The sequence below is a fragment of the Catellatospora bangladeshensis genome, assembly GCF_016862575.1.
Classification (GTDB): domain Bacteria; phylum Actinomycetota; class Actinomycetes; order Mycobacteriales; family Micromonosporaceae; genus Catellatospora; species Catellatospora bangladeshensis.
In genome coordinates this window covers 1-18,330 of record NZ_BONF01000031.1, presented here as the reverse complement: position 1 = coordinate 18,330, position 18,330 = coordinate 1, and the positions used below count along the sequence as shown (strand labels likewise).

Genomic DNA, 18,330 nt, shown 5'->3' with positions numbered 1-18,330 from the left:
CCGCCGACGTCAGTCCCAGGCGGCGCCCAGCGTGGCGAGCTGGTCGGCGTACTCGATGCGGTCCGCCCAGCTCGCGGGCCAGATCGCCATGCCCGCCGCCGCGCCGTGGAACGCGCCCGCCAGGCACGCGATCGAGTCGGAGTCCCCGCCCGTCGCGGCGGCCCGGCCCAGCGCCGCCACCGGATCGTCCGCGTGCCGCAGTGCCGCCAGCAGCGCCGAGGCCAGCGCCTCCTCCGCAATCCAGCCCTCGCCCGTCTCCCGGCACACGTCGCCGCCGGAGTCGGGCCTGCGCAGGGCCGCGATCAGCGTGTCCAGCACGTCCGCGCACTCGTCCCAGCCGCGCGCGATGAACTCCTCCGGGCTGGTCACCCCCGGCCGCTGCCACAGGTCACCGAGCCAGTCCCCGCGATACACGGTGCGCTGCTCCGCGCAGCGCTCGCGGAGCAGGCCGGGCAGTTCGGCCAGTGCCGCGCCGTCGCGGGGCAGCCGCACCGCCAGCGCCGTCAGCTCGGCCGCGGCCAGCCCCGTCGGGTGCCCGTGGGTCAGGCCCGCCTGGAGCTGCGCGATCCCGGCCAGGGTGTCGAGGTCGTAGTCCGGCACCAGGCCGACCGGGGTGACCCGCATGTTGGCCCCGCAGCCCTTGGACCCGGCAACGGTGGCGCGCTGCCAGGGCATGCCGGCGGCCAGGTTGGCGCAGGCGTTCAGGCAGGTCATGCCGGGTGCGCGGTTGTTCTCCGGGCTCTTGGCCCAGGCCAGGAAACGCGCCCGCAGCAGCGGCTCCAGCACCTCCGGCGTGGGCGCCGACGCCTCGTGCAGCGCCCAGCCGACCGCCAGCGCCATCTGGGTGTCGTCGGTGACCAGTGCAGGTTCGGGCAGCTCGCGCGGCCCGCCGGGGCCGTACTCGGCCGTGATCTGGTCGTATCTGCGGAACTCGGTCGGCTTGCCCAGCGCGTCGCCGTACGCCAGCCCGAAGAGCGACCCGCCGGCCGTGTCAGTCACCGTCACCTGCGGCAGTCTTCCATCCCGCCGCAACACCGGCCGCGCCCGCCCGCTCCCCATCCCCACGGCGGGCGGGCGCGGCACGGCGGGTCAGGCGGACAGCGCCGGGTACAGGTTGCGCAGGTCGCCGGACAGGCCCGCCTTGACCCGGCGGCTGGTCTCGTCGGCGAGCACCTCGGGCTGCGCCGCCTCGACCGCGTCGAGCACCTGCGTCACCACGTCGCGCGGGGGCACCTTCGGGCCGTCCACGTGCGCGGCCATGTCGGTGTCCACGTAGCCCACGTGCACGGCGGTGACCAGCGTGCCCTGCTCCTTCAGCGCCAGGCGCAGCGCGTTCGTCGCCGCCCACGCGGCCGCCTTCGCGGCGGAGTAACCGGCCGTGTTCGGCAGGCTCAGCCAGGACAGCGCGGAGAGCATGTTCACGATCGCGCCGCCGCCGTTCGCACCCAGGATCGGCGCGAACGCGGCCGACACGCGTACCGGCCCGAGGTAGTTGGTCTCCATCTCGCGGCGCAGCGCGTCCTCGCCGTCGAGGACCCCGGCGCCCGTCGCGATGCCCGCGTTGTTGACCAGCAGCTGCACGTCGCCCGCCTGCGCGGCGGCCGCCGCGACCGAGGCGGGGTCGGTGATGTCCAGCTGGAGCGGGATCACCCGCGGGTCGGTGATGGAGGCCGTGTCGCGCGCGGCGGCGTACACCTTCGCCGCGCCCCGTGCCAGCAGCTCCTCGGTGTACGCCTTGCCCAGCCCGCGGTTCGCGCCGGTCACCAGCGCCACGGAACCTTCGATCTTCATCTCGCCTCCTGGTGTCTCTGTCACCAGCAACGCTATACGAAACATATAGCGTATGGCTTGAGATACGAATCATATAGCTCAGACCAGACGACAGATATGCTCGAACCATGCCCAAGCGGATGTACGGCCAGCTGTGCCCGATCGCCCGCTCGCTCGACGTCCTCGGCGAGCGGTGGACCCTTCTCATCGTGCGCGAGCTGCTGCTGGGCCCGAAGCGCTTCAAGGAACTGCTCGCCCTGCTCCCCGCGACCGGCACCAACCGCCTCGCCGAGCGCCTCCAGCTCCTTGAACGCAGCGGGGTGGTCACCCGGCGGGCCGTGCCCGGCGCCACCGAGCTGCGCGCCTACGAGCTGACCGAGTACGGCGAGCGCCTGCGCCCGCTGCTGGCCGGCCTCGCCGCCTGGGGCGCCGAGCTGCCGCTGGACGACGAGGTCGACCCCGACTCCGCCCGCGCCGACCTCATGGCGCTCTACCTCACCGAACACGCCTCACCCGGAGCGGCCGCCGGGCTGCGGGAGACGTGGCAGTTCCACGTCGGTGACGAGGTCTTCCACGTGACCGTCGCCGACGGACGGGCGCACACCCGCTCCGGCCCCGCGCCCGTGCCCGCCGACCTCACGCTCACCTGCGGACCGGCCGCCTTCGACGCTCTGACCCGCGGCACCACGAGCCCGGCAGACGCCACCGCCTCCGGCGCGCTCACGGCGACCGGCGACCTCGCCCTGCTCGACCACCCGTTCCGCGTCCTCCGGCTGCCGACGGCGGGCTTCCGGCCCTCGGCCACGCCCCCGCCCCACCTCTGATCAGTGCCGGGCTGTCCGCAGGAAGGTTCCGTGGCCGAGGCCGTCCAGACCGCGGCGCCGGGCCGGTCGGCGAGGCGGTGCGCCGGCTCGGCCGGCACTCGACCGCGAAGCCGTCCCGAGGCGCGGCGTCCGCGGGTCCCCGAGCGATCGCGGTGACGGCCTACTCGCCGGTGAGGCGGCGGGCCGCTTCGCGGCAGGCCTTCAGGACCGCCTGGGCGTACGCGGGCGGCGCCCCCGCCAGCCCGCATGCGGGCGTGACGACCACCCGTTGCGGCAGCAGCTCGTCGGCGAACCCGAGGTCGCGCCACAACCGCCGTACGCGGTCGGCGAGCGCCGCGCTGTCCGGCCGCTTCCCGCTCGCCGGTGGCGTGGTGCGCGCGACGCCCGCGAACAGCCCCAGCCCGGCGTCGATCGCCTCGCCGATCGCGTCGAGCTTCTCCGCCCCGTTCCCGATCAGCTCCAGGTCCAGCGCGAATGCGGCGGCCCCTGCCTCGCGCAGCAGGCCCAGCGGCGCGTCCGGCGCGCAGCAGTGCACGACGACCGGCGCCCCGGCCGCGCTGATCACCGAGGCCAGCGAGTCGCGGACCGTCGAGGCCGCGACGGAGCGGTACGTGTGCAGTGTGCTCGCGGTGCGCACCCGTCCGGCGAGCACCGCGGGCAGCGACGGCTCGTCGAGCTGGAGCAGCACCGTCGCGCCCGGCACCCGGCGGCGCACCTCGGCGACGTGCGCCTTGAGCCCCTCGGCGAGCGAGTCGGCGAGATCGCGGGCGGCGCCGTGGTCGGACACCACCGCCTCGCCCAGCGCCAGCTCGATCGAGGCGGCCAGCGTCCACGGCCCGGCCGCCTGCACCTTCAGCGTGCCGGTGTACCCGTCGGCCTGCTCGGTGAGCTGGTCCAGGTCGCGCTCGCGCAGGTCGTACGCCCGGCGCAGCTCCCGGCCAGTGCCCCCCGCGACGCGCCAGCGCCCGGTGTACAGCTCCACCGGGAACTCGACGAGCAGCCCCGCGCTGCGGCCGATCATGTCGGCGCCGGGGCCGCGCGCGGGCAGCTCGGGCAGGTACGGCAGGTCGGGCAGCTCACCGAGGGTGAACTTGACCGCCTCGGCGATGTCGGTGCCGGGCAGCGACCCGATGCCGGTCGCCGATCCGGCGGGCCACAGCGGTGCCTCGGGTTCGGTCATGTCAGCTCTCCCGATGTGCGCGCGGTCTGGACGCGGTCGTACCCGCGGCCGATGGCTGTTTCGGGGAAACTGCGTGAAAGCGCGGCCGCGAAAGTGCAGTTTCCCCGAAACTGTGGCACGGCCCGCGGCCGGTCACGACGCGGTGGTGATGGTGGCGCTGCCGAGGACGACGTCGCCCGCCGGGTCGGGCCGGTAGGCGACGACGGCCTGACCGGCGGCGATGCCGCGTTCGGGGCGGCGCAGCCGGACGTTCATGGCGGTGCCGTCCAGCTCGACGACGGCGGGTGCCGGGCGGCCGTGCGCGCGCAGCTGCACCTCGCATTCGATCGGCCCGGTGGGCGGGTCGCCCGCGGTCCACACCGTGCGCGCACCCTCCACCTGCGACACCTCCAGCGCCTCGGCCGGGCCGACGGTGACGGTGTTGCTGACCGGCGTGATCGACAGCACGTACCGGGGACGGCCGTCCGGGGCCGGGCGCCCGAGCGCGAGCCCCTTGCGCTGGCCGACGGTGTACGCGTACGCCCCGTCATGGCGCCCGAGCACCTCGCCGCTGGCGGCGTCGACGATGTCGCCCGGCTCGCTGCCCAGGTGCTTGCGCAGGAAGCCCTGGGTGTCGCCGTCGGCGATGAAGCAGATGTCATGCGAGTCGGGCTTGTCGGCGACGGCCAGGCCGCGGGCGTGCGCCTCGGCGCGCACCTGCTCCTTGGTCGAGTCGCCGAGCGGGAACATCGAGTGCCCGAGCTGCTCCCGGTTGAGCACCGCCAGCACGTAGGACTGGTCCTTGGCCAGGTCCACGCTGCGCCGCAGCAGCCCGTCCGCGCCCAGCCGCGCGTGATGCCCCGTGACCACCGCGTCGAACCCCAGGGCCAGCGCCCGGTCCAGCACCGCGGCAAACTTGATCTTCTCGTTGCACCGCAGGCAGGGATTGGGGGTACGCCCCGCGGCGTACTCCGCCACGAAGTCCTCGATCACGTCCTCGTGAAACCGCTCAGCCATGTCCCACACGTAGAACGGGATCCCGAGCACATCAGCCGCCCGCCGCGCGTCGTGCGCATCCTCCTTGGTGCAGCACCCCCGCGCCCCCGTCCGATGCGTGGCCGCATTCCGCGACAGGGCCAGGTGCACCCCGGTGACGTCATACCCCGCCGCCACCGCCCGGGCAGCCGCCACCGCCGAATCCACCCCACCCGACATAGCCGCTAGAACCCGCACCGCCAAATCCTACCCGCCGCCCCACCCCACCCCCGCGCCCCGCCCACCCACGTTGATCATGAACTTATGGACGTGCTGGACGGCGTGTCGCCACCCCACCACCGTGATCAGTTCAGTTCGACTCCCAGTCGATCACGGCGCCAAGGTCGTGACACACCGGCGAACACGTCCATAAGTTCATGATCAACGCACGGGCCACGCGGGGGCGGGGGGAGGACGGGGTTAGCGGGAGAGGCCGGCGCGGCGGGCGCGGTCTACGGCGGCGGGGAGGGCGGTGAGGAGGGCGTCGAGGTCGGCCGGGGTGCTGGTGTGGCCGAGGGTGAAGCGGAGGGAGGAGCGGGCCGCTGCGGGGTCGGCGCCCATGGCGAGGAGGACGTGGGAGGGCTGAGCGACGCCGGCGGAGCAGGCCGAGCCGGTGGAGACGGCGATGTCCTGGGCGTCGAGCAGCAGGAGGAGGGCGTCGCCCTCGCAGCCGGGGAAGCCGAAGTGGGCGTTGCCGGGCAGGCGGGCGCCTGGTTCGGCGGGGTCGGCGCCGTTCAGGACGGCGTCGGGGACGGCGGCGCGGACCCGGGCGATCAGCTCGTCGCGCAGCGCGGCCAGGCGCTGGGCGTGCTGCTCCTGGTGCTTGCCGGCGTGCTCGACGGCGACGGCGAAGGCGGTGATGGCGGGCACGTCCAGGGTGCCGGAGCGGACGTCGCGCTCCTGGCCGCCGCCGTGCAGCAGCGGGGTGCAGGGCACGTCCCGGCCCAGCAGCAGCGCGCCGATGCCGACCGGACCGCCGAGCTTGTGGCCGGTGACGGTGAGCGCGGCGGCGCCGCTGGCGGCGTAGTCGACCGGGACCTGGCCGACGGCCTGGATGGCGTCGGTGTGCAGCGGCACGCCCCGCGCGGCGGCCAGCGCTGCCAGCTCCGCCACCGGCTGCACGGTGCCGACCTCGTTGTTCGCCCACATCACCGAGGCCACGGCGACGTCGTCGTCCAGCGCCTCGGCGAACGCCTCCGGCAGGACCCGTCCGGTGCCGTCCACGGGCAGCCAGGTGATCTCGGCGCCCTCGTGGTCGGCCAGCCACTGCACCGCGTCGGTGACGGCGTGGTGCTCGACCGCGCCGGCCAGCACCCGGCGCCGCAGCTCGGTGCGCCGGGACCAGTAGATCCCCTTCAGCGCGAGGTTGTCGCTCTCGGTGCCGCCGCCGGTGAAGACGACCTCGGACGGGCGGGCGCCGAGCACGGCGGCGATGCGCTCGCGCGACTCCTCCACCCGGCGGCGGGCGCAGCGGCCCGGGCCGTGCAACGACGACGCGTTGCCGACCTCACGTGCGGTGGCGACGTAGGCGTCCAGCGCCTCAGGCAGCATGGGCGTGGTCGCCGCGTGATCAAGGTAGGCCATCTCGCCGCCAAGCCTAGCCGTAAGGGTGCTTACCCGTAGCCCAGGTGTACGCCGTTCGCGGACGTGCGTGAATGCGGAGGAGGGCCCGGCAGGCACGTGACCTGCGGGCCCTCCTCGACGCGTACACCTAGCGGCGCTTGCGGATCTCCTCGGCGGCCTGCGGCACGACCTGGAACAGGTCGCCCACCACGCCGAAGTCGGCCAGCTCGAAGATCGGCGCCTCGGTGTCCTTGTTCACCGCGACGATGGTCTTCGAGGTCTGCATGCCGGCCCGGTGCTGGATCGCACCGGAGATGCCGAGCGCGACGTAGAGCTGCGGCGACACCGTCTTGCCGGTCTGGCCCACCTGGAACGCGTGGGGGTAGAAGCCGGAGTCGGTGGCCGCGCGGGAGGCGCCGACGGCCGCGCCGAGCAGGTCGGCCAGCTCCTCGACGACCTTGAAGTTCTCCGCCGAGCCGACGCCGCGGCCGCCGGACACGACGATCGAGGCCTCGGTCAGCTCGGGGCGGGCGCCCTTGGCCTCGGCCACCCGCTGGGTGACCACGGCGAGCTTGTCGGCGTCGGACAGGGCGACCTCGACCTGCTCCACCGACGGCGTGGCCGCGGCGGGGCTGGGCGTGAGCGAGTTCGGCCGCACGGTGACCAGGGGCAGGCCCTTGGTGACCTTGGACTTGACGATGGTCGAGCCCGCGAACACGACCTGGGTGGCGGTGCCGTCGGCGGCCAGCTCGACCGCGTCGTAGAGCACGCCGTTGTCCAGCTTGACCGCGAGGCGGCCGGCGATCTCCTTGCCCTCCTGGGTCGAGCCGATCAGCACGGCGGCCGGCGACACGCTCTTGACGAGCTGCGCGAGCGCGGTGGCCTTCGGGGCGACCAGGTGGTTGGCGATGTCGTCGCTCTCCGCGGCGTACACCTTCGTGGCGCCGTACTCGCCGAGCTTGTCGGCGATGGCGGCGGCCGTGCCGGGGGCGCCCAGCACCACCGCGGCGGGCTCGCCGAGCGAGCGCGCCAGGGTCAGCATCTCCAGCGTGACCTTCTTGACCGTGCCGCCGGAGGACTCGACGACTACCAGAACCTCAGCCATTGTCGGCACGCCTCTCAGACGAACTTCTCGGACGACAGGAACTCGACCAGCGCCACGCCGCCCTCACCGGAGTCGGCGACCTTCTGGCCGGCGCTGCGCGGGGGGCGCTTGCTGTGCGACAGCACGGTGGTGGCGGCGCCAGCCCAGCCCACCTCGTCCGCGGGCACCTTCAGGTCGGCCAGCGACTGCGTGGTCACCGGCTTCTTCTTGGCCGCCATGATGCCCTTGAAGGACGGGTAGCGCGGCTCGTTGATGGTGTCCCACACGCTGACGATCGCGGGGGTGGCGGCCGTGACGACCTCGTACCCCTCCTCGGTCTGGCGCTCGACGGTCAGCTGCGAGCCGTCCACGGTGAGCTTGCGGGCGCCGGTCAGCGCCGCGTAGCCCAGCCGCTCGGCGAGCATGTGCGCCAGCACCTGGCCGCGGGCGTCGGTCGACTCCGCGCCGGCGATCACCAGGTCGGGCGCGAGGCCGCTGATCGCGGCGGCGAGCACCTTGCTGGTGCCGAGCGCGTCGGTGCCGGCCAGGGCGTCGTCGAGGACGTGCACGGCCCCGTCGGGGCCCATGGACAGCGCCTTGCGGATCGACTCGGTCGCCCGCTCCGGGCCCATCGTCAGGATGGTCACCTCGCCGCCGTGCGCCTCCTGCAGCCGCAGCGCCTCCTCGATGGCGTACTCGTCCATCTCGTTGATGACGTTGTTGGCCGAGGCGCGGTCGACGGTGTTGTCGTCCGCGCGCAGGTTGCGCTCGGCGCCGGAGTCCGGCACCTGCTTGACAAGTACGACGATCTTCATCGCGCTCTGACGACCCTCCTGAGTTGAACGGACGTTCATGCCCTCGCCGCAAGGCTGTCGCCTGACGCGTCGCGGGTCAAGCTCGACCGGCTGTGGACGTTGCCACTTTTGCCGGTATGCCGTGGGTTACTGACGAGTAATTTATTGCCGCCATCCATCTACCCGCCAGGACGGGCGGCAATAGTGACAGAGGTCACCCCGTCATGATGCCCATCCCGTAGAGTCACGCTTAGCAGGAGGTGTCACGACATGACCACAAAAACCGCACCCCTGCCGGATACCACCGCCACGGACACCGGCGAGCCGCCGGAGGCGCAGCACCACCGGCAGCCCGAACCCGACGAACACCTGTGCACCTGCGGACGCCTGCGCGACGAGTGCGTACGCGACTCCATCCGCGACCTCTGGGATCTGTCCCGCTGAGCGTGCTCAGGCGGTGGGCGGCGACCAGATGTAGGGCGTCGTCGTGGTTACCGTGACCAGGCCCAGGCGCTCCAGGATCGGGCGGCTGTCCGGCGACGCGTCCACCTGCAGGTAGCGATAGCCGCGCTCGACGGCGCGGATGGCCCGGTGCGCCACCAGGGCCTTGTAGATGCCCTTGCCGCGCCACTCCTCCAGCGTCGAGCCGCCCCACAGGCCCGCGAACTCGGTGCCCTTCTCGTAGCGCACCCAGCCGGCGCTGACCACGAGGTCGCCCGCCTCGGCCACCACGACGGTGAGCCCCTGCGGGTCGGCCGCGATCTCCCGCGACAGGCCGGACAGCAGATGGCTGCGGTCGGCCTGCCAGACCGCCTCCTCCATCGCGACGATCCGGGCCAGGTCGGCGCGCTCGGTGACCTCGCGCAGCGTCACGCCCTCGGGCAGCACGGGCGGCTTCGCCAGCGGCTCGGCCAGGCCGATCACCACCGCCTCCAGCTCCTCCGGCACGAACCCGGCCGCCACCAGGCGCTCGGGCAGGTCCGCGGGCTTGTCGTGGCCGCGCAGCTTCCACTCGACCTGCTCGCCCCGGGCGGCGTAGAAGTCGCGCTGGCGGGCGATGAGCGCGTCCAGCTCGTCGCCGGGCAGGTGGGAGACGTCGCGGTAGGTGACGAAGCCGCCGTGGTCGAGGCCGCTGATGCGGATCACGGGACCGTCGTGCTCGACGGTCACGCCCTCCGGGAGCGGGTCGGGGGTCTCGGAACGCAGCTGTGTGTCGTACGCCCTGAGCAGGGCGTCCCGATCAAGTTCAGAAGTCATCGCCCTGATACTAGGAAGGTGCTGGGTAGAGTCCGCAACTGGTTTGATCCGCGTGAGGTGCGCGAGGTGGGCACCACGCCCGACTACCGCTTCTCGCTGGCCAACGAGCGCACCTTCCTGGCGTGGATCCGCACCGGCCTGGCCATGATCGGCGGCGGCCTGGTGGTGGCCCAGTTCCTGCCGCCCATGGCCGTGCCGCACCTGACCAAGGTCCTGGGTATCGCGCTGATCCTGCTCGGCGCCGGCTGCGCGCTGCGCGCCATCGACCACTGGATCCGTTGCGAGATCGCGATGCGCACCGGCCGCCCGCTGCCGCCCTCCCGCTTCCCCGCCGTGCTCGCCGTCGTGGTCGCCCTCGGCTCCCTCGCCCTGCTCGCCGAGGTGCTCATCGACTGGTGGCGCGCCCGGTGAACGGCGCCCATCCGGCGGACGGCGGGCGGTGAGAGGCGCGGCGGACCCGGGAGCGCAGCCGGAGCGGACACGGCTGGCCTGGCGGCGCACCGTGCTCGCCGCGACCGCCTGCGCGCTGCTGCTGTTCCGGCTGGCGTTCGAGCGCGGCCTCGACCCGGCGGGTGCGGTCGGGCTCGCGCTGGGCCTGCTGTGCTGGCTGGCGATGCTGACGCTGGCGCACCGGCGGATCAAGGAGATGGCCAGGCCGCGCCCGGCCGGGGTCGCCCGGTTGCTGGCCGCGGTGGCCGTCTCGTGCATCGCCGTCGCGCTGTTGGGGGTATTACTGATCCTGGCGTGAGGTCTACTCTCTACGCCGTGGGCCGACTCGGATTGATCTTCTTCTTCGCCAGCCTCCTCATCACCGTCGCGGCGCTGGTCAGCTGCCTGTCCGCGGAGGAGGACCGGCTGCGGACGCTGCCCCGATGGGCCTGGGTGCTCATCATCCTGTTCTTCTCCCCGATCGGCGGCATCGCCTGGTTCATCGTCAGCCGGGCCGACGCCGCGCCCCGCCGCAACGTATGGCGGCAGGGCAGCGGCTTCCCCGAGGCACAGCGCCCCGGCCGGCCGCTCGCGCCCGACGACGACCCGGAGTTCCTGCGCCGGATCGCCAAGGAGGCCAAGGAGACCCAGGCCGCCGACCGCGAGCTGCTCAGCAAGTGGGAGATGGACCTGCGCCGCCGCGAGGAGGAGCTGCGCAAGCAGGAGAAGCCCGAGGACTAGCGCTGCCGGAGCAGCTCCGCCAGCCAGTGGAACGACGCCTTGGGCGTACGCCGTTGCGTCGCGTAGTCCACGTGCACCAGCCCGAAGCGCTGGCTGTAGCCCGCGGCCCACTCGAAGTTGTCGAGCAGGCTCCAGACGTAGTAACCGCGCAGGTCCAGCCCTGCCGCGCGGCGCGACAGCGCCACCGCGAGGTGCTCGCGCAGGTACGCCACGCGCTCCGGGTCCGGCACCGTGCCGTCGGCGACGACCGCGTCCGGGAAACTCGCACCGCCCTCGGTGACGTACAGCGGGGGCAGCCGGTCACCGTAGCGTTCGGACAGCTCGTCGAGGGTGTCGCCGAGCCCGTCCGGGCACACCGGCCAGCCGAACCCGGTCCGGGCCGCGCCCTCGATCTCGGCGAAGGCGAACGGCAGCTCGCCGACCCGAGCGAAGTCGCCCTCGGGCGTGTGGTCGCTGGCCGTCTCCGGATCGGCCAATGCCACCCGGCTCGGGTAGTAGTAGTTGACGCCGTAGAAGTCCAGCGGTGCCGAGATCACCCGGAGGTCCTCGGCGGGCAGCTCGCTGAGCACGCCGAACATGTCCGCGAACGGCTCCGGCGCCTGCGGGTAGCGGCCCAGCAGCACCGGGTCCTCGAAGATCCGGTTGGCGATGAGGTCGTACAGGGCCGCCGCGAGCTGGTCCTCCGGCTTGTCCGAGGCCGGCACGACGGGCGTGTGCACGTTGGTGATGCCGAGCTGCCCGGCGACCCCGGCCGCGCGCAGCGCCCGCACCGCCAGGCCGTGGCCGAGCAGCTGGTGGTGCGCGACGGGCAGCGCGTCGAACAGCAGCGCCCGGCCCGGGGCGTGCGCGCCGGTGGCGTAACCGGCCAGCGTCACCGAGTGCGGCTCGTTGATGGTGATCCACTTGCCGACCCGGTCGCCTAGCCGCGCTCCGACCAGCGCGGCGTAGTCGGCGAAGCGCTCGGCGGTGTCCCGGTTGAGCCAGCCGCCCGCGTCCTCCAGAGCCTGCGGGGTGTCCCAGTGGAACAGGGTGGCCACCGGCTCGACGCCACGCGCCAGCATGGCGTCGACGAGCCGGTCGTAGAAGGCCAGACCGTCCGGGTTCGCCGGTCCCGTGCCGTCCGGCTGGATGCGCGGCCACGCGATGGAGAAGCGGTACGCGTCGGCGCCGAGTTCGCGTACCAGATCAAGGTCCTGCTCGTAGCGGTGGTAGTGGTCGCAGGCGACCGCCCCGGTGTCACCGTTCAGGACGTTGCCGGGGGTCGCGCAGAAGGTGTCCCATACCGACACCCCGCGGCCGCCCTCGGTGACGGCGCCCTCGATCTGGTACGCCGCCGTGGCGACCCCGACCTGGAAGTCCTTCGGGATCACTTGCCCAGCACCCGGTCCAGGTAGTCGTTGCCGAACACGCGCTCGGGGTCGAGCTTGTCGCGCACCGCGAGGAAGTCGCCGAAGCGCGGGTACGACCCGGCCAGCGTGCTCGCGTCCTGGTAGTGCATCTTGCCCCAGTGCGGCCGGCCGCCGTGCGCCCGGAAGATCTGCTCGGCCAGGCGGAAGTAGGTGTGCGGGTCCTCCTTGAAGAACCGGTGGATCGCGATGTACCCGCTCTCCCGGCCGTGCGCGGTGGACAGCCAGATGTCGTCCGGCGCGGCGACCCGCACTTCGACCGGGAACGAGATGCGCCAGCCGTTCTGCTCGATCATGCGGTCGATGGCGCGGAGCACGTCGGGCACCTCCTCGCGCGGCAGGGCGTACTCCATCTCCCGGAAGCGGACCTCGCGCTTGGTGGTGAAGACGGAGGTGGAGACGTCGGTGAACTCGCGGTTGTTGGTGAGCCGCTGGGCCAGCCGGTTGATCGGCGGGGTCAGCGCGGGCGCGGCCTTGCCGAGGTTGCAGACCCAGTTGAAGGCCGTGTTCGACATCAGGTCGTCGTCGAGCCAGCGCTGGAAGCCACCCAGCGGCTTACTGGGCGCGTCCATCGGCAGCCGGGTGTTTGTCTTGGTCAGCGCGGTCTTCGTATGCGGGAACCAGTAGAACTCGAAGTGGTCGGCTCCCAGCGCCCGCTGCTCCCACTGCGCCAGCACCTCGGCCAGCGGCTCCGGCTTCTCCACCGCTTGCAGCTTGAACGCGGGCACGCACTGCACCGTGATGTCGACCAGCACGCCCAGCGCGCCCAGGCCCAGCCGGGCCGCGCCGAGCAGCTCCGGGTTGCCGGTCTCCGAGATCTCCAGCAGCGCGCCGTCGGCGGTGGCCAGGGTCACCGCGACGATCTGCGTGGCCAGGCCGCCGAACGCGTGCCCGGTGCCGTGCGTGCCGGTCGAGGTCGCGCCCGCGATGGTCTGCGCGTCGATGTCGCCCATGTTCTGCAGCGCCAGCCCGTACGGCTTGAGCAGCTCGGGCAGGCGGTAGAGGTGGGTGCCGGCGGCCAGCTTGACCTGCTGCCGCTCGGTGTCCACGGCCAGCACGCCCTGCAGGTTGCGCAGGTCGAGCTGCACGCCGGGGGCGACGGCGATGCCGGTGAAGCTGTGCCCGGCCCCGATCGGCTTGACCCGCAGCCCGTCGGCGCGCGCGGCGGCGATCGCCTGCACCACCTCGTCCGGACTGGACGGATACGCGACCCGCGCCGGGGTCACGCTCTCGATGCGGCTCCAGTTCCGCCACACAGCACTGCTCACAGGAAAGCCTTTCCTTCACCACGGTACGTGGCCACCGCGCCCGCCACCGCGTCTTGATCGATCACATGCAGCTCGTCCAGGTGCTCGGACAGCTCGCCCGCCTTGGTGTGCCGCAGCCACACCCGGTCGCCCAGGCGCAGCCCCGCCGCCGCCCTGCCGACCACCGGCGTCTGCACCTCGCCGGCCATCTCCCGGGGCACCATGCGCAGCCCCTGCGGCCACACGATGCGGGGCAGCCGGTCCGCGCCGGGCGGGCCGGAGGCGATCCAGCCGCCGCCGAGCAGGGTCACCCGGTCCGGGGCGGGACGGCGTACCACGGGCAGCGCGAACGCGGCCGCGGGCGCCGGGGTGAAGTGGGCGTAGTTGTCGAACAGGTGCGGGCCGAACAGCCCCGAACCGGCCGCGATCTCGGTGACCGAGCCGTCCGTGCCGGTCGCCTCCAGGCTGCCGGTGCCGCCGCCGTTGACGAACTCCAGCGGCGCCAGCTCAGACACCGCCGCGACGGCCGCCGCGCGACGCTCGCGCAGCTCGGCCATGGACGATCGCTGGATCGCGCGCACCAGCGCGCCGCGCACCGGGCTGCCCTGCGGGGCGTTGCCCAGTCCCGCGATCTGCGCCTCGTACCCCATCATGCCGACCAGCCGGAAGCCGCGCCGGGCGACGACCGCCTCGGCCAGCGCGCGGGCCTGCTCGGCCCGGTGCACCGGGGAGCGCCACACGCCGATGTGGCCCAGCAGCCGCGAGCGGTACGACGAGTCCAGCTCGATGGCGACCCGGACCGGCTCGCGCGCGTCCGGCGCGACGACGGAGTCCACCAGGTCCAGGTGGTCCACCGAATCGATCATGAGGGTGACCCGGGCGGCCAGCTCGGGCGAGGCGGCCAGCCGCGCGATGGCGGCCCGGTCGGCGCTCGGATAGCCGACCACCACGTCGTCGATCGTCTCGGCCAGCCACAGCGCCTCGGCCAGCGTGTACGCCAGCACGCCGTGGTAGCCGGGCAGCGCCAGCACCGCGTCGAGCACCGCGCGCACCCGCACCGACTTGCTGGCCACCCGGATCGGCACGCCGTTCGCGCGGCGGGCCAGGTCGTGTGCGTTGTGCGACAGCGCGGCCAGGTTGAGCACGCCGAACACCGGGTCCAGCGCGGCCGTGGCCGCGTCCATGGCCGGCCAGTACTTCGCCGGGTCGGCCCAGGGCCGGGCCGTCGTCGCCTCGTGCAGCTTCAGATCCATCAGCGCACCCCCTTCACCGGCAGCACAACGAGCGCACCGACCACCGAGGTGATGCCCGCCGCCACGTAGAGCGCGCCGAAGCCGCCCATATCCGCCACGATGTACGCCCCCAGCAGCGGCGCCAGCGCCTGCGGTACGGCCGTGGCGATGTTCATGATGCCCAGGTCCTTGCCGCGCGAGGCCGGGTCCGGCAGCACCTGGGTGGCCAGCGCCTGGTCGACCGACAGGAAGCAGCCGTAGCCCAGGCCCAGCAGGCCCGCGCCGACCGTGGCCACCGGCAGCGTCGGCCAGAACGCCAGCAGCAGCGCGGCGGTGCCCTGCAGCGCCGACGACACCAGCACGAACACCTTGCGGCGGCCGATCCGGTCGGACAGCCGGCCCAGGAACAGCGACGCCAGCACCACGAACAGCATGTAGATCAGGGTGAGGACGAGCAGGGTGTCCTCGGCGTTCTCCACCTTCACCTGGTACATCAGGAAGTACAGCAGCAGCGTGGTCCCCAGCGCGTTGCCGACGTTGACCAGGATCCGGCTGAGCAGCGTCCAGCCGAAGTCGGGGAAGCGGCGCGGGCTGATCCAGAACCCGGACGCGAGCGCCCGCAGGCTGAACGGCGGCCGGTCGGCCCGCGGCAGCACCTCGTCGCGTACGCCGAACACGAACGGCAGCACCAGCACGATCAGCAGCGCGGCCATCAGGGCATACCCGATGAACTGGCTCAGCGCCAGCGCGGTGACCAGCACGATGCCGAGGATGGTGCCGATGGCCTGCGGCGCGGAGATCCAGCCGGAGACGTAACCGCGCTGGCCCACCGGCACCTGGTCCGAGATGGTCGCCGTGAGCGCGGCGGTGAGCACGCAGAACCCGATCAGCGTGAGCGTCCACCACACGCCGATGCCGACGATGTCCTCCTGCGCCCCGAGCACCACCAGCGACGCCGCGAACAGCAGCGCCCCGCCGATGATCCACGGGCGGCGGCGGCCCAGCCGGGACGCGGTGCGGTCGGACAGCGCGCCGGTCAGCGGGTACGCGATCAGCGCGAAGACGCCCGCGATGCCCGACACCACGCCGAACGCCACCACGTTGTCCACCCAGTCGGTGGCCTTCAGCTGCGCCTCAACCTGGATCGGCAGCAGCAGCTGCACCGGGGTCAGCTGCGCCATCCACACGCCCAGCCAGGCCACCGCGAACAGGCTGATCCAGCGCCCCGTCACGGGCCGGACCGGCTCGGCGAACGGCGCGGGCGCGGGCGTGGCGGTGTCGCTCGCGGCGAGCGTGGCCGGTTCGGTCATGGGGGTGCCCCTCAGCGCGATGTGAGTCCCGTCGCGTGGACCCTAGAGAACTTTTCACGTTTCCACCAGACACCCCACCCGGACAGCTGACACGGTCCGCGATGATCGCCCGCCCACCCGCGATGATCGCCCGACTTGCCAGGCACGTGCGCGAATGCGCGACCATGATTCGCCCAGGTGCCAGGCAAATCGGATGACCTTGCGGGGTGGCGGCGCGGGGTCTGGCAAGAATGTGAAAGATTCTCTAGGCTGCGCCGCCATGAAGGCATACACCCGCTTGCTCGGCATCGTGGCCGTGGCGGCGATCGCCATACTCGGCCCCGCCGCCACCGCCTCGGCCCACGAGGAACGACCCACCCGCGAGCTGGAGGGCACCGGCAGCGTCCCGGTCTACCGGACCACCGGCCCCACGCTGCTGGTCTGCAAGAGCGACCCGGCCGACTTCGCCACCCGCGTCGCGGGCTTCCCGGCGGACCTCAAGGCGGCCAACGAGCAGCTGTGGCAGCAGTGCCAGCAGGGCGGCTACCGCCACATCCAGCAGGCGGTGGACGCCGCGCACCTCCCGGGCACCATCATCAAGATCCTGCCGGGGGTGTACCTGGAGGAGCCGAGCATCGCCCCGGCCAGCCCCGAGTGCGCGGCCATGGAGAACGGCGCGGTGCGCGGCAAGATCTACGGCTACCCCGTGCTCACCTGGGACCAGCAGCTCGCCTGCCCGCACCTGGCCAACCTGATCGCCATCCTGGGCAAGAAGAACCTGCAGCTGGAGGGCACCGGCGCGAGCCCGATGGACGTGCTCGTGGACGCGCAGTACAAGAAGCTCAACGCGATCCGGGCGGACAACGCCGACGGTGTGTACTTCCGCAACATGTCCGCGCAGCGGGCGCAGTTCAACGCCTTCTACGTGATGGAGACCGACGGCTTCGTGCTCGACCGGACCATCGGCCGCTGGAACGACGAGTACGCCTTCCTCACCTTCGCGGTCGACCACGGCCTCTACACCGACTGCGAGGGCTACGGCAACGGCGACTCCGCCTTCTACCCCGGCGCCGCGTCGAACATCAACAAGGACCGCGGGCACGACGTGCCGCGCTACGCCGTCGAGATCCAGCGCTGCTACGGCCACCACAACACGCTGGGCTACTCCGGCACGGCCGGCGACTCGGTGTGGGTGCACGACAGCGTGTTCACCGAGAACACGGCGGGTATCGCGACGGACAGCGCGTTCCCCGACCACCCCGGCATGCCGCAGAACCACTCGAAGTTCGAGCGCAACATCATCGCGAACAACAACGTCGACTACTACAAGCACATCGTCGACGGGACCTGCAAGAAGCCGTTCGAGCAGCGCGGGTACGAGCAGGGCGTGGTGTGCCCGGCGGTCGGGCTGCCGGTCGGCGCGGGCGTGGTCAACCCCGGCGGCAACTACAACATCTGGCGGGACAACCACATCTACGGCAACCGGTACTCCGGGTTCGTGACCAGCTTCGTGCCGGGCTTCGTGCGTAACGACACCGAGTTCGCGCAGCAGTTCGACACCTCGCACCACAACCGGTACATCGACAACGTGATGGGGGTCAGCGAGAAGGGCGAGGCGAAGCCGAACGGCATCAACTTCTGGTGGGACGGGCAGGGCGTCGGCAGCTGCTGGACGGACATGTCCGGCACGAACATCCGTACCGTGCCCGCCTGCGGCGACGACGAGCTGCCCGCCCCGGGCACCCACCGCTACCTCGGCGAGCCCGCCGGGACGCTGAAGATGTACGCCTGCGCCGGGTACGACGGCGGGCGGCAGCACCTGCCGTCGGACTGCGACTGGTACGGCGCGTACGCCGCGCACGGCCTGGAGCGCATCGAGGTCAAGTGGGCCTTCGGCGGCGCGGTGGTGCTCGGCCTGCTCGCCATCGGGCTGTACTACCGCCGCCTGCGCGCTTCGAAGCGGGGGCTGGTGGGCCTGCTGCTGGCCGTCGGCGGCCTGGTCGTCGGCGTGTTCGGCACGATCGAGATGGGCAGTGTGCTGCACCCGATCGGCCTGGCGCTCTACGGCGCGGGCTTCGCGCTGCTTGGCCTGGCCCTGCGCGCCACACCGGCCCGCAAGCTGGGCGTGATGACGCTGCTCGTGGCGGTGTTCGCGCTGCTCGGCGCGGTGGACCACGGGCTGCTGATGATCCCGTACCTGCCGGTCTCCCCCGCCCTGCTGCGGGTGCTGATGGAGATCGTCTGGATCCCGTGGGCGCTCGGCGCGGTGCTCGCCGCCCCGCGTACCGCCACCGCTGTCGACCCGGCCACGGATCCGGCCGCTCCCGCCGCGCCGGAGCCCGCCGCGGCGTGACGTGCTTCCGGATCTAGAAGAGTTGTTGTCGCTGGGGCGACAACAACTCTTCTAGATCCGCTCCCCGCCGGACACGACGGCGGCGTGGCACCGGGCGCGGCCCCCGACCTGCGTCGATCTTGCGCGAAGTGTTAGGGATATGCCCGG

At 72.6% G+C, this 18,330-nt stretch carries 18 protein-coding genes; 6 read left to right on the top strand and 12 right to left on the bottom strand.

Translation table 11 applies throughout. The features are described 5' to 3' along the window. Positions 1-9: 9 nt before the first annotated feature. Entirely contained in the window at positions 10-1,059 is a 1,050-nt protein-coding gene (locus Cba03nite_RS25240) for an ADP-ribosylglycohydrolase family protein (RefSeq protein WP_373315769.1), read from the bottom strand. Positions 1,060-1,089: 30 nt separating this feature from the next. Continuing rightward, on the bottom strand, positions 1,090-1,791 hold the full coding sequence (locus tag Cba03nite_RS25235) for an SDR family oxidoreductase (RefSeq protein WP_203750958.1): 702 nt from the start codon (positions 1,789-1,791) through the stop codon (positions 1,090-1,092). Positions 1,792-1,898: 107 nt separating this feature from the next. Here Cba03nite_RS25235 and Cba03nite_RS25230 point away from each other — a divergent pair, with 107 nt between their 5' ends. Continuing rightward, positions 1,899-2,594 carry a winged helix-turn-helix transcriptional regulator gene (locus tag Cba03nite_RS25230; RefSeq protein ID WP_203750954.1) on the top strand — a complete coding sequence of 232 codons (696 nt, stop codon included), beginning with the start codon at positions 1,899-1,901 and terminating at the stop codon, positions 2,592-2,594. 160 nt (positions 2,595-2,754) lie between these two features. Here the strand turns inward: Cba03nite_RS25230 and Cba03nite_RS25225 are convergent, their stop codons facing one another. From Cba03nite_RS25225 to Cba03nite_RS25205, 5 genes are all read right to left on the bottom strand, one after another. Next, positions 2,755-3,774 (bottom strand): methionine synthase, encoded by a 1,020-nt coding sequence (locus Cba03nite_RS25225; RefSeq protein WP_203750951.1) that lies wholly within the window; start codon positions 3,772-3,774, stop codon positions 2,755-2,757. A gap of 132 nt (positions 3,775-3,906) precedes the next feature. Further along, positions 3,907-4,986, bottom strand: a complete 1,080-nt coding sequence (gene mnmA / locus Cba03nite_RS25220; protein ID WP_203750948.1) for a tRNA 2-thiouridine(34) synthase MnmA — start codon at positions 4,984-4,986, stop codon at positions 3,907-3,909. Between the two features lie 222 nt (positions 4,987-5,208). Further along, complete coding sequence (locus tag Cba03nite_RS25215; RefSeq protein WP_203750945.1) at positions 5,209-6,372, bottom strand: cysteine desulfurase family protein; 1,164 nt, start codon at positions 6,370-6,372, stop codon at positions 5,209-5,211. 127 nt (positions 6,373-6,499) lie between these two features. Then, on the bottom strand, positions 6,500-7,456 hold the full coding sequence (locus Cba03nite_RS25210; RefSeq protein ID WP_203750932.1) for an electron transfer flavoprotein subunit alpha/FixB family protein: 957 nt from the start codon (positions 7,454-7,456) through the stop codon (positions 6,500-6,502). 14 nt (positions 7,457-7,470) lie between these two features. Beyond that, positions 7,471-8,250 carry an electron transfer flavoprotein subunit beta/FixA family protein gene (locus Cba03nite_RS25205; protein WP_203750930.1) on the bottom strand — a complete coding sequence of 260 codons (780 nt, stop codon included), beginning with the start codon at positions 8,248-8,250 and terminating at the stop codon, positions 7,471-7,473. A gap of 249 nt (positions 8,251-8,499) precedes the next feature. On the opposite strand from Cba03nite_RS25205, the gene Cba03nite_RS25200 reads away from it, so the two are divergent. Beyond that, entirely contained in the window at positions 8,500-8,673 is a 174-nt protein-coding gene (locus Cba03nite_RS25200; RefSeq protein ID WP_203750928.1) for a hypothetical protein, read from the top strand. A 6-nt stretch (positions 8,674-8,679) separates the two neighbouring features. Here the strand turns inward: Cba03nite_RS25200 and Cba03nite_RS25195 are convergent, their stop codons facing one another. Further along, positions 8,680-9,486: a GNAT family N-acetyltransferase gene (locus Cba03nite_RS25195; protein WP_203750926.1), complete on the bottom strand. Its 807-nt coding sequence runs from the start codon at positions 9,484-9,486 to the stop codon at positions 8,680-8,682. 18 nt (positions 9,487-9,504) lie between these two features. On the opposite strand from Cba03nite_RS25195, the gene Cba03nite_RS25190 reads away from it, so the two are divergent. The 3 genes from Cba03nite_RS25190 to Cba03nite_RS25180 are packed head-to-tail and all read left to right on the top strand — an operon-like array spanning position 9,505 to position 10,656. Next, positions 9,505-9,897, top strand: a complete 393-nt coding sequence (locus tag Cba03nite_RS25190; protein ID WP_203750923.1) for a YidH family protein — start codon at positions 9,505-9,507, stop codon at positions 9,895-9,897. A gap of 28 nt (positions 9,898-9,925) precedes the next feature. Next, entirely contained in the window at positions 9,926-10,234 is a 309-nt protein-coding gene (locus tag Cba03nite_RS25185) for a DUF202 domain-containing protein (protein ID WP_203750921.1), read from the top strand. Positions 10,235-10,251: 17 nt separating this feature from the next. Further along, positions 10,252-10,656, top strand: a complete 405-nt coding sequence (locus Cba03nite_RS25180) for a PLD nuclease N-terminal domain-containing protein (RefSeq protein WP_203750920.1) — start codon at positions 10,252-10,254, stop codon at positions 10,654-10,656. Here the strand turns inward: Cba03nite_RS25180 and Cba03nite_RS25175 are convergent. From Cba03nite_RS25175 to Cba03nite_RS25160, 4 genes are all read right to left on the bottom strand, one after another. Further along, complete coding sequence (locus tag Cba03nite_RS25175; RefSeq protein WP_203750919.1) at positions 10,653-12,026, bottom strand: GH1 family beta-glucosidase; 1,374 nt, start codon at positions 12,024-12,026, stop codon at positions 10,653-10,655. The genes Cba03nite_RS25180 and Cba03nite_RS25175 overlap by 4 nt on opposite strands. Next, positions 12,023-13,330 carry a D-arabinono-1,4-lactone oxidase gene (locus Cba03nite_RS25170; protein ID WP_239126001.1) on the bottom strand — a complete coding sequence of 436 codons (1,308 nt, stop codon included), beginning with the start codon at positions 13,328-13,330 and terminating at the stop codon, positions 12,023-12,025. The genes Cba03nite_RS25175 and Cba03nite_RS25170 overlap by 4 nt, the downstream gene beginning before the upstream one ends. Next, positions 13,327-14,493, bottom strand: a complete 1,167-nt coding sequence (locus Cba03nite_RS25165) for an alanine racemase (protein ID WP_203751233.1) — start codon at positions 14,491-14,493, stop codon at positions 13,327-13,329. Before Cba03nite_RS25165 ends, Cba03nite_RS25170 begins: the two co-directional genes overlap by 4 nt. 68 nt (positions 14,494-14,561) lie before the next feature. After that, positions 14,562-15,851 (bottom strand): MFS transporter, encoded by a 1,290-nt coding sequence (locus Cba03nite_RS25160; protein ID WP_203750918.1) that lies wholly within the window; start codon positions 15,849-15,851, stop codon positions 14,562-14,564. Positions 15,852-16,110: 259 nt separating this feature from the next. On the opposite strand from Cba03nite_RS25160, the gene Cba03nite_RS25155 reads away from it, so the two are divergent. Then, a complete protein-coding gene (locus tag Cba03nite_RS25155) occupies positions 16,111-18,183 on the top strand; it encodes a hypothetical protein (RefSeq protein WP_203750917.1) in 2,073 nt (690 codons plus the stop codon). Positions 18,184-18,330 lie beyond the last annotated feature (147 nt).